This window comes from Paenibacillus sp. FSL R7-0128 (assembly GCF_038002245.1).
Lineage (GTDB): Bacteria > Bacillota > Bacilli > Paenibacillales > Paenibacillaceae > Paenibacillus_AQ > Paenibacillus_AQ silagei.
The window spans coordinates 4,732,940-4,746,483 of sequence record NZ_JBBOCD010000001.1 but is presented as its reverse complement, the minus strand read 5'-3'; the positions used below and the strand labels follow the sequence as shown (position 1 = coordinate 4,746,483).

Here is a 13,544-nt window from a genome sequence, read left to right as displayed (position 1 = left end):
AACAGACGGAAGGTGAAGCCATGTCGTCCTTACAGAAGGAACAATATATCGAGCTTGCGGTAGGAGCCGAGACCTGTGCCATCCGGATTGAAGAGATTCATGAGATTATCAAAATGCTCAGCATTACAGATATCCCCTTCAGCCGGAATGAAGTCAAAGGTGTAGTCAATCTGCGCGGCAAGGTGGTCTGTGTCATGAGCCTGCGCAATCTGCTGGGAATGGCGGATGAGCCTTATACCCGGAGCACAAGAATTATTGTGGTTAACTACCGCGAGGAATTCGTCGGACTGATTGTAGATAAGGTGAACAAGGTGACTACGTACGCCGAGATTCATCCGCCGGCAGGCGGACATAACCGCAGCCGCGATGCGGTGTTCCACGGAGTGGGGCAGCGGGATGACCAGCTGATCGGTATTCTGAAGCTCGAAGAAATATTGGGCGGGTAAAAAGGGGAACAAGCAATGATGATGGAACTGTCGGCTTACCGCGATATATTCATAGAAGAGCTGAACGAGCAATTAGAGCGGATCGACCAGTCCCTGCTTGCGCTGGAGCATGCTCCAACCGCTGAGCTGATTCAGACGATCTTCCGCGCAGCCCATACGATCAAGGGCTCTGCCTCCACGATGGGCTTCCGCGAGATGAGCGATCTCACGCATGAGGTGGAGTATGCGCTGGAGTGGGTGCGGGAGAAGAAGCCGGAGATTACCGGTAATCTGATTGATACGCTCTTCCGGGCGCTGGATGCGATGAAGCTGCTGCGCACTCAGTATGTCAGCGGGGAGGGATTTACAGACTGCTCAGCTGTGGTTGCGGAGATCAAGGCGCTGATTAATAAGCCGGCTGAACTTCAGCCGGTACTGCTTCCGGTCTTAAATGCAGCGGAGCTGCTTCAGGCGGAAGAGGCCGTGGCAGCGGGCTACTCGCTGCTGGCTCTGGTAGTCACCTTGAGAGAGGACTGCCAGATGAAGGCGGCCCGGCATTATATCCTCTTGCAGCGTATCGAAGAGGTCTGCGGGCCGGTGATTGCTGCTGCCCTGGCGCCCCCGGCGGCGCCGGGAGCCGATGAAGACGCCCGCTACAGCCAATTTGCTGTAATTGCTGCTTCCCCGCGCGAGCTCCGGCAGGTGTCCGAGCAGCTGGCAGGGGAGACCGATGTCGAGAGCATTGTCATTACACCATTCGTGCCCGCACCTGCAGCCGGGACTGACGTCCAGACCACGGCCGGACCGGTGCCTGCAGAACCTTCGTCCTCTACTCCTGGCAAGGGGAAATCCCATGAGGTACAGTCAACCGTCCGGGTAAGTGTGGAGCGGCTGGACCATCTGATGAATCTGGTGGGGGAGCTGCTGATTGAGCAGACCTCTCTGGCCGATCTGAGCGCTAATGGACAACGTACGGATCCCGCCAAGGTTCTGCCTGATATCGGCTCGATATCGGATCATATGGGCGGAATTATCAAAGAGCTTCAGGAAGGAGTCATGAAGACCCGGATGCTGCCGATGGATCAGCTGTTTAACCGTTTCCCGCGGCTGGTCAGGGATTTGGCCCAGAAGCTGGGTAAGGATATTGAGCTGCAGATTCAGGGAGGCGAGACCGAGCTGGACCGGATGATCATTGAAGAGCTGAGTGATCCGCTAATCCACTTGATCCGTAACAGCGCCGATCACGGAATCGAGAGTCCAGAGGTGCGCGTGCAGCAGGGCAAGGCTCCGAAGGGCAGAATTACGCTTACTTCTTTTCATGAGGAGAATCAGGTCGTGATTCGTCTGGAGGATGACGGACAGGGCATCGATGCCGCCCGGATTACAGCCTCTGCGCTCAGCAAAGGGATCATAACAGAAGAACAGGCAGGGTATTTAACTGCACAGGAAGCCGTTAGTCTCATCTTCGAGCCAGGCTTCTCCACAGCTTCTGAGGTCAGTGAAGTGTCTGGACGGGGCGTGGGGATGGATATTGTCCGCAGTCAGATTGGACGTCTCAACGGAATCATAGATATTCAGACCGAGCCGGGGGCAGGGACTCTGTTTACAATCCGTCTGCCGCTTACGCTGGCTATTATCAAGGGGCTGCTGGTCAAGGTGTCCGGGCGTGTTCTGATTCTACCGATGTATAATGTGGCTGAGATTGTGCGGATCTCCCCCGAAGAGATACAGGTCGTTCAAGGGGAGCAGGCGATTATCAACCACGGGCGGATTGTTCCGCTCTCCTGGCTCAGAGACAAGCTGCATTATCCGCGCACAGAGCGCCGTTCCAAGACGATTCCGCTCGTGATTGTAAGATCTGTTGACCGGATCGCTGCGTTCGCAGTCGATGAGATCATCGGCAACCAGGAGGTGGTCATCAAGTCCCTGGGCGCGTATCTAGGGACGATGAATCATCTGTCCGGGGCAACGATCCTGGGTAACGGCCGGGTCGCTCTGATTCTGGATGCCTCTTATCTCGTTAGCCACTGATTACTTTCCATTATCACAGTCTGGTATAGAACCGGCAGCAATGGTGAAAAATATGGAAAGAAACACCGGAAAGGGGTGAAGAGTTGGATATTACAATGGCTTCAGATGAAGTTATCAGTAGGATCAAGCAGCTTCAGTCTGGTGGGGGCAAGATGAACAAGAAGCAGATCAAGCAGCAGGAGCCCGAGCTGATGAGAAGTGCGCTGTATTATTTTCCAAGCTGGGAACACGCCGTGAAGAATGCGGAACTGCTCTAAGGAATAGCAACGCCTAATAACCGGAAAAGCCGCAGAAGCCTGCGACTCTTCCGGTTATTTGTTATTGTAGTGCCACGGTCAGGAGGTCTGTTCTTCGGTTCTCAGAGGCTTCGGGCGGTTGAACTGCAGCTCAAGAGCCTGCTGGTTCAGATGCAGCTCGTCCATATAGGCCTTGATCTTAAGCTGGAGCGCATGCAGCATTTCAGTATGCATATCATCTATACGGTCCTCGTTACAGAACGCTGAACAGGCCAGATAGCCATCTGTATAGGATTTGGTGTCATCCACTACCGTATTTAATTTTTCTTTGTAGATCCGTTTAACCGGTCCGCTCTCCGGCTTGATCTCATAATAGCGGTTCGTTTCCACCAGCAGACGCCAATGGCTAACCTCAAGACCATATTCATCCTTTTCCAGCTGCACGGTCACTTTGAAGATCTTGATAGGACTGTTCATGTTGTTGTTCCATTCTCATTGTAGGATTCAGAGATTATAGCATGTACAGACCGCAATGCCCACTGGAAGATTATATAGATATCGTATAATTTGGCATCATAGCATAAAATTAAACCATTATTGTCCTGAAGCGGCAATACGTTAGCCTACTATAAAGGAGATCTGAAATGAAAAACACTGCTGTACAAAGACATCCGCTCGTTTACTCGCTGGTATGGGGAGTAGTCCTGACTCTAATGGTATCCATAGCCGCTGCTGTCGCTACCATTCAGGAGTTCGGCGATATGGGGATACGCAATGCCCAGGCCTGCGCCTTCCTGGTTATGGGCATTATTGTAACCATTTATATGAAAAGAAAGGATTCTTCGCTCGTCAGCTTCGGCTTCCGCAAGCTGGAGGCTGGTCCGTCCCGGGCGGTGCTGTTCTACATCCCGCTGCTCATTATTGCGGTGGCCCAGCCGCTGATGAATGGAATCAACGTTGAACTGGGAGCGCCTGAAATAATCAGCATCGTCATTATGACCCTGCTGGTGGGCTATACTGAGGAAGCCATTTTTAGAGGGGTGATCTGGAATCTTCTGAAATCCAAAGGTCCGGTCTTTTATATTGTGTTCTCCTCCATCTTCTTCGGGGTTCTGCATATGGCCAACGCCTTTGGCGGAAATGATATCATACATACGATTCTCCAGGTTATCAATGCGCTGCTGCTGGGCTGTGTGCTCGCCTTGCTGATGGAGACAGGCCGGAATATTGTTCCGCTGATCGCGTTCCATTTTATCTACGATGCACTGGCCATGGTCAGCAATGAGAATCTGGAGCATGAGGTACTCATCGTCTCCATTCTTAATATTCTGTATCTGCTCTATGGAATTTATCTGCTCGTGGTATTCAGCCGCAAGCACAGAAATCATAGTTTCACCCTGTAGACACACCGGCCAGTCCGGGGAAGGAATTCCTCAGGCTGGCCATTCATTTTCATGTGAAATGATAGCGCATACATGAAAATGATCAGCTAACGGGAGCAAATAATCCGTAAACGGAGCAATGTTTAGAGATGGGCATTTTATTTGCAATCCTACTGGAATATCGCAGATTCTGCGGGGATATGCAGGTTTTTGAAAGTTTAAATTTAAGCGTTTCTCAGGTATAATGTAGACATCACCACAGGAACCACAGCATCAAGAGCACCAAGCATTACAGGTGGTACCGCAGGTGATGGTCTCATTCCTAAATTTAGCAATGAATGAAGGAAAGGAGAGAGCCCCGATGTACTAGCGTTAGCGAAGCATGCCGGAATCGGCTGCTGATGAAGAAGGTGGATGATAACACCTTCTGGCAGATCGTGGGTATGCGGGAACCCAAGAAGCAAATCTTTAATTGGAAGAAGAACGAAGCTTATCATTCAAGCAGGAGAAGTCTCTTGCGGAAGAAAGAGCGTGATTCCAATGAAAAAGGTTAGCGAAGCGTACAACTGCGATTCCTCACAGTAGGGAAAACGTCCGTGAAAACGTTTTTCGTGAAATCGTGTACGCGGGAATCCACCCCATATGCAGGACATGGAGCAACACTCCGGACAGGAGCGAACGGGCAACACGGAAGCATGAAGTGAACATGAAATTGAGAACAATCACCATGTCAGGGATATGGCTTTTGTTACTTGGAGGAAATGATTGAATTGAATAGCGTAATCAACACATGAATCCCCGGGCCTTAAGCAATCAGGCAGCGGGGATTTGTGCGTCTGTACATAATGAACGGCAAAGCAAAGCCGTTTCCACTCTTTTTCAATCTGTTGTGTCCGCTGCTATGGTATGCTGCCGGTAAGCTAAGGAGCCAGCTTAAATAGATCCCAGTAAAGGCACGATATAGTCACGGAACACATCCGGCGGCGGATTATTCTTCCCGCGCTTGTTATCCTGGGTCAGCACAGTGACAAGCTGAAGCTCCGGCACTACATATATGAATTGTCCGGCATACCCGCGGGCGTAATAGTAATCCACCAGACTGGATTCTCCGGTTGCTGAGCTGCAGGACAGGGCATCTGTCCACCAATGCCAGCCGTATCCGCCGTGGCGGGGAGGCTCCGTGTGCATGACTGGTTGTACCGAATGTACAGCCCAACTGCCGGAGATAATCTGCGAATCCTTCCATATCCCCTGCTGCAAATAGAGCTGTCCGAAGTTCAGCAGGTCTACAGGCTGCAGCTTCAGACCGAAGCCGCCGGTATGGATGCCCTGGGGGTCCGATTCCCAGTCATAGTCCCGGATGCCGAGCGGTCCGAAGAGAACCTGTTCGGCATAGCTGGCTGTGCTCTGTCCTGTGGCTTGTACCAGAATCGAAGACAGTAACTGCGAGATTCCAGAATTGTATTCCATCCGGGTGCCCGGCTCATCTGCGAGCGGCTGCTCCAGCACATAATTCACCCAATGGGGGGAACGGGTCATCTTCGGGAAGGAATTGGCCCCGCCGAATTCCGTCCAGCGGAAGCCTGCGGACATAGTCAGCAGCTGTTCGAGCGTAATGTTCGGCTTTCGTGCGTCCTTATCGCGCAGGACTTGCGGGAAGAAGCTGCTGAGCGGAGCCGAAGGGCCGGGCAGCAGCCCCTGGTCCATGGCGATGCAGATCAGCGCAGAGAGGATGCTCTTGGTGCAGGAGTTGATCTTCGCCAGCTCGGAGGCCGTGCGCTGATCTCTATAATGCTCGAAGATCAGCCTGCCTTGCTGCTGAATCAGACAGCTCCGCAGATTCAGCGGCGCAAGCGCGGCTGATAGGGTGGACAGGTTCATTGGGATTATCCTTTCTATATATACAACTATCACTTGAATGTCTGTATACTCGCTTGATGAATTCCCCTGTATTATCTCAATCTGACGCCGGGAAGTCCAATTTGTTTATACACATTTATTACCAGCCGGGGCTTCCTCTAGTCAGTTATTATAAGATTAGTTGGCAATATATTAACTGTTTCGGAGGGATTCTATGATTCAGGATCATGAACTGCAGATTCGCCCAATAGCTGAAGGGGATCTGCCCAGGCTGTGGGAACTCGCATATAAAGAGGAAGCGCCGGAATGGAAGAAATGGGATGCGCCTTATTATGAACACAAACGAATTACATGGGAGACGTATAACAGGAAGCGAGCCGAAATTATTGGCTGTGTGAACAATTGGGTAATAGAAGTAGAGGGCGTTGTTATAGGTGATGTCAGCTACTACTGGGAGCATGAGCCGTCATACTGGCTGGAAATGGGGATTGTCATCTATGATCCTGCCTATTGGAGCAGCGGTTATGGCACTAGAGCTCTCAAGCTGTGGATCGGTCATTTATTCACTACCCTTCCGCTAGTCCGTGTCGGCTACACCACCTGGTCCGGGAATGAGCGAATGATGAAAGCAGGAATGAAGCTGGGCATGATGATGGAGGCCAGGCTTAGAAAATGCCGATATTATAACGGAATATACTATGATTCTATCCGAATGGGGCTGCTTAGAGAGGAGTGGGAGGATACGTTGAGAGAGTAAATATGAATGTTTGTGAAAAAAGACACAAATTCGTGAAAATTATCACGTTGTATTCATAAAATTTTAATATATAATAAAGTTAACTTAAAGAAACAGGGGGAATTAAAATGAAATTATTTAAAGTATTAGTAGTAGCAGGGGTATCGGTAGCTTTGTTGTCGGGTTGTGGATCGGATAAAAACAATGCAGACAAAGGGGCAGCAGCTACAACTGCACCAGCAACAGAACAGGCAGATGCAGTTACCTCGGCTTCAATCGTGAACCAGGCAGATGCTTTCATTAGTGCAGTGAGCGACAAAGGAACCTGGATCGTTGCTATTCTGAATGATCTGACTGTGGACAAGGATGTAGTGGTAGCAGGCGAATTCCACGATAAGAACGATACAGCTAAGCCAATCTATCGTAAGCTGGCCCTGTACGCACAGGATGCAGACCACAAAGTTACAGCTACTTACACCCTTACAGCACCAAAAGTAACTGTACAGAGCGAGAACTTCCGCGTTCAAGGCGGTACGATCAAGGGTGATGTATATGTAGAAGCTAACGGCTTCAACCTCTACAAGGATGCTACAATCGACGGCAACCTGTACTTCTCCAGCGAAGATGTGAAGGCAACGGCTGTGCTTGAAGGTAAAGTTACCGGAGCTACTGAAGTAAAATAAAATAAGTATATTGGAATCCATTCAATTACTATAATGAAATACAGCCTGTAGACAGGGTCCCGGAGGGGCTTGCGCTACAGGCTTTTTATATGTTATGGGGGGATTTTGTAATCTGGACCGAAATCATCTATAGTTAAATGGAAGCTGTTGTAAGCGCAAACAATCGGGACGGGAGATGCACTCATGAAAACTACACGGAGATGGGGGATGGCTGCGGGAGTGATTCTGGCTTCTGTAGCGGTACTCTATTTATTGTTATATATGTATGAAAGACCCGGCGGGTGGTCGGACCAGCGGATGTCCCACTCATTGGGAATGAATCAGTCGCTCCAGATTCCCCTGGGCTCAAGTCCGGAGGAGGCCGTGCGGTTATTCCGTGAGTCTGATTCCATGACGGTGGTACATGAGGAGACTGTTGGCAGGGGGAAGCTTGTTTTTCTGACCCGTTCGGGCGATCAGGACCGCAGCAATCTTCAAGTCGAATATGTCCGCAAAACCTGGATCGGCTGGAAGTGGGTCTGGGGGGCGGGCTACGGGATGGACGGAGACCCTACCGTGTCGGCAATGAATTATATGAGGCTGCCTGAGCTGGAGCAAATCTCCACTCCGTTTCCTATGGTGTTCGGTGAGGTGCTGGACCCGTCCATTCAGCAGATTATCGTTCAGCAAAAGCAGACCGGGACTGATAAGTCCGAGGCAAAGCTGATTCAGACGGCGCAGGGACGGACAATTTGGTTTGCTTTTCAAGCGGCGACGGCGGGCGTTCCGTTCGAGATTGAAGGATTGGATAAGGCAGGGGAAGTAGTCGCCTCCAAAATCATAACAGACGCCAGAGACAGCGGGTCGATACCGCCCGGTAAATGAAATAAGAGTGGAGGTAGACAGATAACCGGTCACCTTGTAGTCAACCGCATACAACACATCATAAGTTGTATGAAAAGCGGACGAAGACTCCGGCTGTCGTGCCTGCACGGACTGCCGGAGTCTTCATTTGTAATAGGATTCGTTCCTGGATTTATACTTTTAATGCAGAAGCAAATGATTTCGCATAAGGTACAGCTTGCAGGTCATCAACCGGTGCTGTGCTGAACTGTATATGGTGCAAATCAGCATAAAGTCCGTCTTGCTTCAGGAGTTCATCATGTGTACCCTGTTCTACAATGGTGCCATGATCCAGGACAATGATACGTGAGGCTTCCCGCACTGTTGACAGGCGGTGGGCTATCACGAGGGTGGTCCTGTCTTTCATCAGCAGATCTAGCGATTGCTGAACCAGCCGTTCGGACTCGTTATCAAGTGCCGAGGTCGCTTCATCCAGCAGCAAGAGCGGCGCATTACGCAGAAAGGCTCTGGCGATGGCAAGGCGCTGCCGTTGACCGCCTGATAGAGTAGATCCGTGTTCACCGATCAATGTGTCGTATCCTTCGGGCAGATACATAATGAATTCATCTGCACCTGCCAGCCGGGCAGCTTCCCTGATTGCTTCATCGCTGGCATGATCAGCACTGAACGCAATATTCTCCCGGATGCTGCCGGAGAATAAGTAGGGATTCTGTGGCACGTAAGAGATCATCCGCCGGGCAGCTTCTAGCTGATCGTGTACGGAATTGCCGCATACGGTAATGCTGCCGGCCTCCGGTTCGTAGAGTCCGCAGCATAAACGCACAAGTGTCGTCTTGCCCGAGCCGCTGGGTCCGACAACAGCAACGGTCTCGCCATATTGGAGCTGGAGATTAATCCCTGACAAGCCGGCCTCCTCCTTGGACCGAGGTCCTGCGAAGCTGTAGTGCAGCCCTTGTATGCTCAATGCGGCAGCTTCGGCAGAGGCAGAGGCTGCTGCTCCCGGGGAAGAGGAGCGGTCCCTGTAACCAGAGGTTGTTCCTTCCAGGGGAGCATCAAGAATTTCAAATACACGATCAGCCGCACCGAGCGATTCCTGTACCGCGCCCCAGGTCTGCGACATTTGGACAAACGGCCACTGAACACGTCCCATCAGGATAATGAAGGCAAGCACTTCTCCCGCCGAGGTCTCCCCCCGTATTGCTGATCTTGCAATTAGAACAGCGCAGGCAATCATAACAACATTGTTGATGAATGCAGAAGAATGCCAGAGCAGAGCGTTAAGCAGGGTTCTTTGCTGCTGCAGCCGGTTCAGCTTCCCTCGTTCAGCCGCGTACCTGCTCAGCAGCGTATCCTCCAGTGAAAACGAACGGATGACCTTCATTCCTTGGAGGGTCTCCTGCAGAATTCCCCGTAACAGAGCCTCCTGGGCATAGATTTGGGTGAACAGCTTGCGGAGTCTGCGGTCAAAGAAACGCCCGGACAGAAATACTACAGGTCCCGTGCCCAGCGCAAGGAGTGCAAGCCAGACATCCATGTTGGCCAGATACAGAAATGCAACCAGGCAGAGCAGCAGATTATAACCCAAATCGTAGACCAGACTGCTAATCATTCCCATGGCAGCTCCAGCATCCTTCGTGTTGCGTGAGGTCAAATCTCCGGAATGCATGGCTTCCAGCTGGCGGAAAGTCAGCCGGTGGCTGGTATCAAACAGCTTCGTCCGGAAATCCCAGGCGATCCGGCTGTGCACGGTGAAGCGGAGATAATGCTGCAGCATAAGACAGAGAATGATCACACAGCAGGCCACTGAACAAATTAGGGTTATCCGTGTCAGTGACTGCATATTGGTACTGTTAATTGTATCAATGAAAACCTGCTGAATCGTAGCAAACCCGACATCCAGGGCAAGCCTAGCCATTAGCAGCATTATAGCTGCCAGGAAGCCGAGCCTGTATGGCTTCACATAAGGAAGCAGCCGCTTGAGGGCTACTCGGAGCTGAATTCGGCCGGATGAAGAAGAGTTAATATTCATTAGATATTCCTCCTCCGGCGGCAGCCTCTGTCTGGACGCCTGCCTGGGCCATAGCGTGATATTTGCCTTGCAGAGCCATCAACTCCCCATGTGTCCCTTGTTCAGCAATGGCTCCGGCTTCCATGAAGCAAATATGATCCGCATGCCTGATAGTTGATAACCGGTGGGCGACCACAACCGTTGTCCGGTTCGTCATCAGCACGCGCAATGCCTGTTGGACAATCTCCTCATTATGGCTATCAAGTGCAGCGGTAGGCTCATCCAGCAGCAGCAGTCCCGGATCGCGGACGAAAGCCCGGGCAATAGAGAGCCGCTGGCGTTCACCTCCCGATAGCGTGAGCCCTCTTTCTCCGATGACCGTCTCATACTGCATGGGAGTCCGCATAATGTATTCATGGATGCCCGCATTCTGTGCGGCGGCTATCACCTCTTCACGGGAGGCTTCCGGCCGACCCCAGGCAATATTCTCGTATAGTGTTGCAGAGAACAGATAAGGCTCCTGGGATACATAGGCGATACGGTTGCGCCAGCTACGCGGCGGAATGGTCTGTAAGAGCACACTGCCATGATGTATGCTTCCTCCATCAGGCACATAAGTGGCAAGCATAAGCTGAAGAATTGTGCTCTTGCCGCTCCCGCTGGCTCCGGCGAAGGCGGTAACCTTACCTGGCTCAATCCGTAGATGAACATCCGTTAGTACCTTCGTTTGTCCATAACGAAAGCTGACATTGCTGAAAGTAAGCGGCTGCTGTCCGGCAACGGTCTGATGGATACCCTCAGTCCATGCTTCATCCTGCACTCCTGCCGTCTTAAGACAAGCGGAATTGCCTTCTTCTTCAGATAAATCCATTATCTCAAATAAACGTTTTCCTTGTGCCAATGATGACTGTAGTTCAGTCCACAGGTTAGCAAGCTTCGACACCGGATTCGAGATTTGCTCGAAGCAGATCAGAAACGCGGCAACGGCACCTACATCCAGCCGGCCGCCGATGACCAAGTAACCGCCATAGGAGAGAACGTACAGTAATCCGCCCAGAATAACAGCCAACGGCATATTGTAACCTACAGCCTCTATCCGTGAGACGGGCAGGTGAACGTTGTTAAATTGCCGGACTCTGCGGTTGAACTGCCCGAGTAGACGGGGAGCAAGGGAGAAGGCGCGCACGACTTCGGCACCCTGTACCGAATCCTGAACAAATGCCTGCTGGGCGCTCTCAATACTCTGGCGCTGCTCATTCATCGTGCGGAGCCGGGAGGTGAAGGGAAGCATGACCAGCGGGACCAGTGAACAGATAAGAATCGTCCCCAAGGTCAGGGCAAACTGCAAAGACAGAAGATAAGTGAGGAGAAATGCAATTTGCAGCAGATTGCTGATCAGATCAATGGTCTTCCGGTTAATTCCCTGCTGGGCGGCTGGAGCCGAGTCGTTCATCCGGCTGATCAGATCAGCTGAATGATAGCGGTCCAAATCTTTCATTTGTAATTTGAGCATTCTACTCAGCATAGAGATCTGAAGCTTTGAGGTGGATTTGATCTCAAGCAGCCCTGAGAGATAGGTATTCAGAAAGTGCACTCCGGCATCGGTAACAACAATGACCGCAGCAAAGATCATCCCGGCTGCCAGCCCAGAGGTATCATGGCTTGTAGCCGCATTGATAATCCGCCGCAGCGTTTCAGCCAAACCTACGGTGGTGAGCGAAATGACCGCTGCGAGCCCACACAGAATGATGTACCAGCCTGTATAAGGCTTACCGAGTTTTAGCAATCGGATAAATGTACTCTTGGGACTGATGGGCTGTTCTTCCCCTGGCAATGCTACGCTATTTGTGATTCTGTTCAAGGAGAACCCTCCAGTCATCAACTCATGAATTGGTCTTCATCAAGCATAACTTTTGCCGTCAGAGCTAGCAGATTGCGCAAAGTCTCTGTTCTAAGCACATAATACAGGCGATGATCTACCCGCTCGATATCGAGCAAATCCAGGAAGAAGAGAAAGTTGGAATGATAATTGACAGCAGCCTGTGTGATACCGAGCGCAGTGGCGATTTCCTTGCCATAGTGTGGACGCTGCTTAAGCAGAAGCAGCAAATCCAGCCGCCGTTTATCCGAGAAAGCCTTGAGGAACAACTCGGTCTTCTGCCGGTCGGCGACAGGTCCATATACGCGCTCGTTGTGTATGCCGAAGATGACCCATCCTACCCGCCCGGCTTCTGTATGGAAATTATAGAAGGCATTGCCCACCTGTGAGACGAAGCTGACATGGAAGGTGGCCGGAAAGTCAAATAGCGCAGGCTCATTCTTGTGGACTTCACGAATGAACGCCTCCGGATTGCTGCGGAATTGGGCTTCATACCGGAGGGCTGCCTGTTCAGAGATCGCGTGAATCCGGTCTTTCCAGTGAATGAAAACATCCTGATGGAATTGTCGCAGAAGCTGTATATAGCGCAGCTTGGTCTCTTGCGGATAAGCCAGGCATTCAAGCAGTGGTGCATGAGCCTCTGCAACCTCAGGCTGAGGTTTTGTATCGGCCACAAGCTCCATGAGCTTCTTGAGATCCTTTTTGACCAGCTCCCATTCGTTACCATTCAATAAAGCTTCCATATTATCGTTGTAGACGCCATAGACCATCTCTGAAACGATATGCTCTGCAGGGCTGTTCTCCAGCCGCTTGAGCCATTCCTCTACAGTCTGCGCTTCCGGGAAAGAGCAGATCGATTCATACAAAGGGAAATCCAGTGCAAGATGAAAGAAGTTATGGCCGAAAAAAAACATCAGCTCGCGGGTGTAGTGAGGTGACAATCGTTTGCGCGCCTCATCGAAATAGGCTTCCAGCAGCTCATCGATTTCGATCTTATAATCCTCTGCCAGAGCTGCCAGCTGGTCTTCGCAGGCCAGCATTCCCATGGAAACCATGAACTCAATAGCCTCGTTGTAAGCAAAACGGATATTTTTCTGTAATGTCTCCTGTAAAGAGTGATTCATCAGTTCCTCCATTTTACAATGCTTTAGTTATAATACTAAATGTTATTTGATATTCAGCAACATTCAGTATTTACTTAATGTTAAAGTAATCCATATTCGAAAATTTGTAAAGAATAAGTTATGTGTGGATGTTGATCTTTTTAATGGTTATCCTTTGATATTATGGAAGAATGAAATGAACCGGGAGGGGCGAAGGGGGCGGAAACGATTGTCCAGGTTGAACTGGAACCCCAAGAAGGAGGCGCTATGCTACGCTTGACGTAGCGGCTGTCTCTACTCGTAGAAAAACTACTTTTGAGACAGTCCCTTTACTCAATCAGGCAGGAAATGTCTGACG

The 13,544-nt window shown here is 50.9% G+C and carries 12 protein-coding genes; 7 read left to right on the top strand and 5 right to left on the bottom strand.

What is annotated here, in order from left to right; translation table 11 throughout:
• The first annotated feature begins 20 nt into the window (after positions 1 to 20).
• The 3 genes from NST26_RS20020 to NST26_RS20010 all read left to right on the top strand — a co-directional run bounded on the left by NST26_RS20020 (position 21) and on the right by NST26_RS20010 (position 2,713).
• Positions 21 to 446 carry a chemotaxis protein CheW gene (locus tag NST26_RS20020; protein ID WP_036700854.1) on the top strand — a complete coding sequence of 142 codons (426 nt, stop codon included), beginning with the start codon at positions 21 to 23 and terminating at the stop codon, positions 444 to 446.
• A 15-nt stretch (positions 447 to 461) separates the two neighbouring features.
• The gene (locus NST26_RS20015; protein WP_245367972.1) at positions 462 to 2,456 is read left to right on the top strand and encodes a chemotaxis protein CheA; all 1,995 of its coding nucleotides are present in this window, start codon (positions 462 to 464) and stop codon (positions 2,454 to 2,456) included.
• Between the two features lie 83 nt (positions 2,457 to 2,539).
• Positions 2,540 to 2,713 carry a hypothetical protein gene (locus NST26_RS20010; RefSeq protein ID WP_155991697.1) on the top strand — a complete coding sequence of 58 codons (174 nt, stop codon included), beginning with the start codon at positions 2,540 to 2,542 and terminating at the stop codon, positions 2,711 to 2,713.
• A 78-nt stretch (positions 2,714 to 2,791) separates the two neighbouring features.
• Here the strand turns inward: NST26_RS20010 and NST26_RS20005 are convergent, their stop codons facing one another.
• Positions 2,792 to 3,169: a hypothetical protein gene (locus NST26_RS20005; RefSeq protein WP_036733098.1), complete on the bottom strand. Its 378-nt coding sequence runs from the start codon at positions 3,167 to 3,169 to the stop codon at positions 2,792 to 2,794.
• Between the two features lie 167 nt (positions 3,170 to 3,336).
• Here NST26_RS20005 and NST26_RS20000 point away from each other — a divergent pair, with 167 nt between their 5' ends.
• Positions 3,337 to 4,095: a CPBP family intramembrane glutamic endopeptidase gene (locus tag NST26_RS20000; protein ID WP_340951804.1), complete on the top strand. Its 759-nt coding sequence runs from the start codon at positions 3,337 to 3,339 to the stop codon at positions 4,093 to 4,095.
• 912 nt (positions 4,096 to 5,007) lie between these two features.
• Here the strand turns inward: NST26_RS20000 and NST26_RS19995 are convergent.
• On the bottom strand, positions 5,008 to 5,955 hold the full coding sequence (locus NST26_RS19995; protein WP_340951808.1) for a serine hydrolase domain-containing protein: 948 nt from the start codon (positions 5,953 to 5,955) through the stop codon (positions 5,008 to 5,010).
• A gap of 193 nt (positions 5,956 to 6,148) precedes the next feature.
• Here NST26_RS19995 and NST26_RS19990 point away from each other — a divergent pair, with 193 nt between their 5' ends.
• The 3 genes from NST26_RS19990 to NST26_RS19980 all read left to right on the top strand — a co-directional run bounded on the left by NST26_RS19990 (position 6,149) and on the right by NST26_RS19980 (position 8,217).
• Entirely contained in the window at positions 6,149 to 6,691 is a 543-nt protein-coding gene (locus tag NST26_RS19990) for a GNAT family N-acetyltransferase (protein ID WP_340951811.1), read from the top strand.
• 107 nt (positions 6,692 to 6,798) lie between these two features.
• Positions 6,799 to 7,353, top strand: a complete 555-nt coding sequence (locus tag NST26_RS19985) for a hypothetical protein (protein ID WP_340939866.1) — start codon at positions 6,799 to 6,801, stop codon at positions 7,351 to 7,353.
• 183 nt (positions 7,354 to 7,536) lie between these two features.
• The gene (locus NST26_RS19980) at positions 7,537 to 8,217 is read left to right on the top strand and encodes a hypothetical protein (RefSeq protein WP_340951813.1); all 681 of its coding nucleotides are present in this window, start codon (positions 7,537 to 7,539) and stop codon (positions 8,215 to 8,217) included.
• Between the two features lie 151 nt (positions 8,218 to 8,368).
• On the opposite strand, the gene NST26_RS19975 is transcribed toward NST26_RS19980, so the two are convergent.
• The 3 genes from NST26_RS19975 to NST26_RS19965 are packed head-to-tail and all read right to left on the bottom strand — an operon-like array spanning position 8,369 to position 13,207.
• Positions 8,369 to 10,225, bottom strand: a complete 1,857-nt coding sequence (locus tag NST26_RS19975; protein ID WP_051478735.1) for an ABC transporter ATP-binding protein — start codon at positions 10,223 to 10,225, stop codon at positions 8,369 to 8,371.
• Positions 10,215 to 12,065, bottom strand: coding sequence for an ABC transporter ATP-binding protein (locus tag NST26_RS19970; RefSeq protein WP_340951818.1), 1,851 nt, complete (start codon positions 12,063 to 12,065; stop codon positions 10,215 to 10,217). Before NST26_RS19970 ends, NST26_RS19975 begins: the two co-directional genes overlap by 11 nt.
• A 17-nt stretch (positions 12,066 to 12,082) precedes the next feature.
• Complete coding sequence (locus NST26_RS19965) at positions 12,083 to 13,207, bottom strand: ArsR family transcriptional regulator (protein ID WP_340951820.1); 1,125 nt, start codon at positions 13,205 to 13,207, stop codon at positions 12,083 to 12,085.
• Positions 13,208 to 13,544: the final 337 nt, after the last annotated feature.

What these genes read in the sequence shown, in the direction of transcription:
- NST26_RS20020 (WP_036700854.1), top strand. Translation starts at nt 21, where the DNA reads ATGTCGTCCTTACAGAAGGAACAATATATCGAGCTTGCGGTAGGAGCC.
- NST26_RS20015 (WP_245367972.1), top strand. Translation starts at nt 462, where the DNA reads ATGATGATGGAACTGTCGGCTTACCGCGATATATTCATAGAAGAGCTG.
- NST26_RS20005 (WP_036733098.1), bottom strand. Translation starts at nt 3,169, where the DNA reads ATGAACAGTCCTATCAAGATCTTCAAAGTGACCGTGCAGCTGGAAAAG.
- NST26_RS20000 (WP_340951804.1), top strand. Translation starts at nt 3,337, where the DNA reads ATGAAAAACACTGCTGTACAAAGACATCCGCTCGTTTACTCGCTGGTA.
- NST26_RS19995 (WP_340951808.1), bottom strand. Translation starts at nt 5,955, where the DNA reads ATGAACCTGTCCACCCTATCAGCCGCGCTTGCGCCGCTGAATCTGCGG.
- NST26_RS19990 (WP_340951811.1), top strand. Translation starts at nt 6,149, where the DNA reads ATGATTCAGGATCATGAACTGCAGATTCGCCCAATAGCTGAAGGGGAT.
- NST26_RS19985 (WP_340939866.1), top strand. Translation starts at nt 6,799, where the DNA reads ATGAAATTATTTAAAGTATTAGTAGTAGCAGGGGTATCGGTAGCTTTG.
- NST26_RS19980 (WP_340951813.1), top strand. Translation starts at nt 7,537, where the DNA reads ATGAAAACTACACGGAGATGGGGGATGGCTGCGGGAGTGATTCTGGCT.
- NST26_RS19975 (WP_051478735.1), bottom strand. Translation starts at nt 10,225, where the DNA reads ATGAATATTAACTCTTCTTCATCCGGCCGAATTCAGCTCCGAGTAGCC.
- NST26_RS19965 (WP_340951820.1), bottom strand. Translation starts at nt 13,207, where the DNA reads ATGAATCACTCTTTACAGGAGACATTACAGAAAAATATCCGTTTTGCT.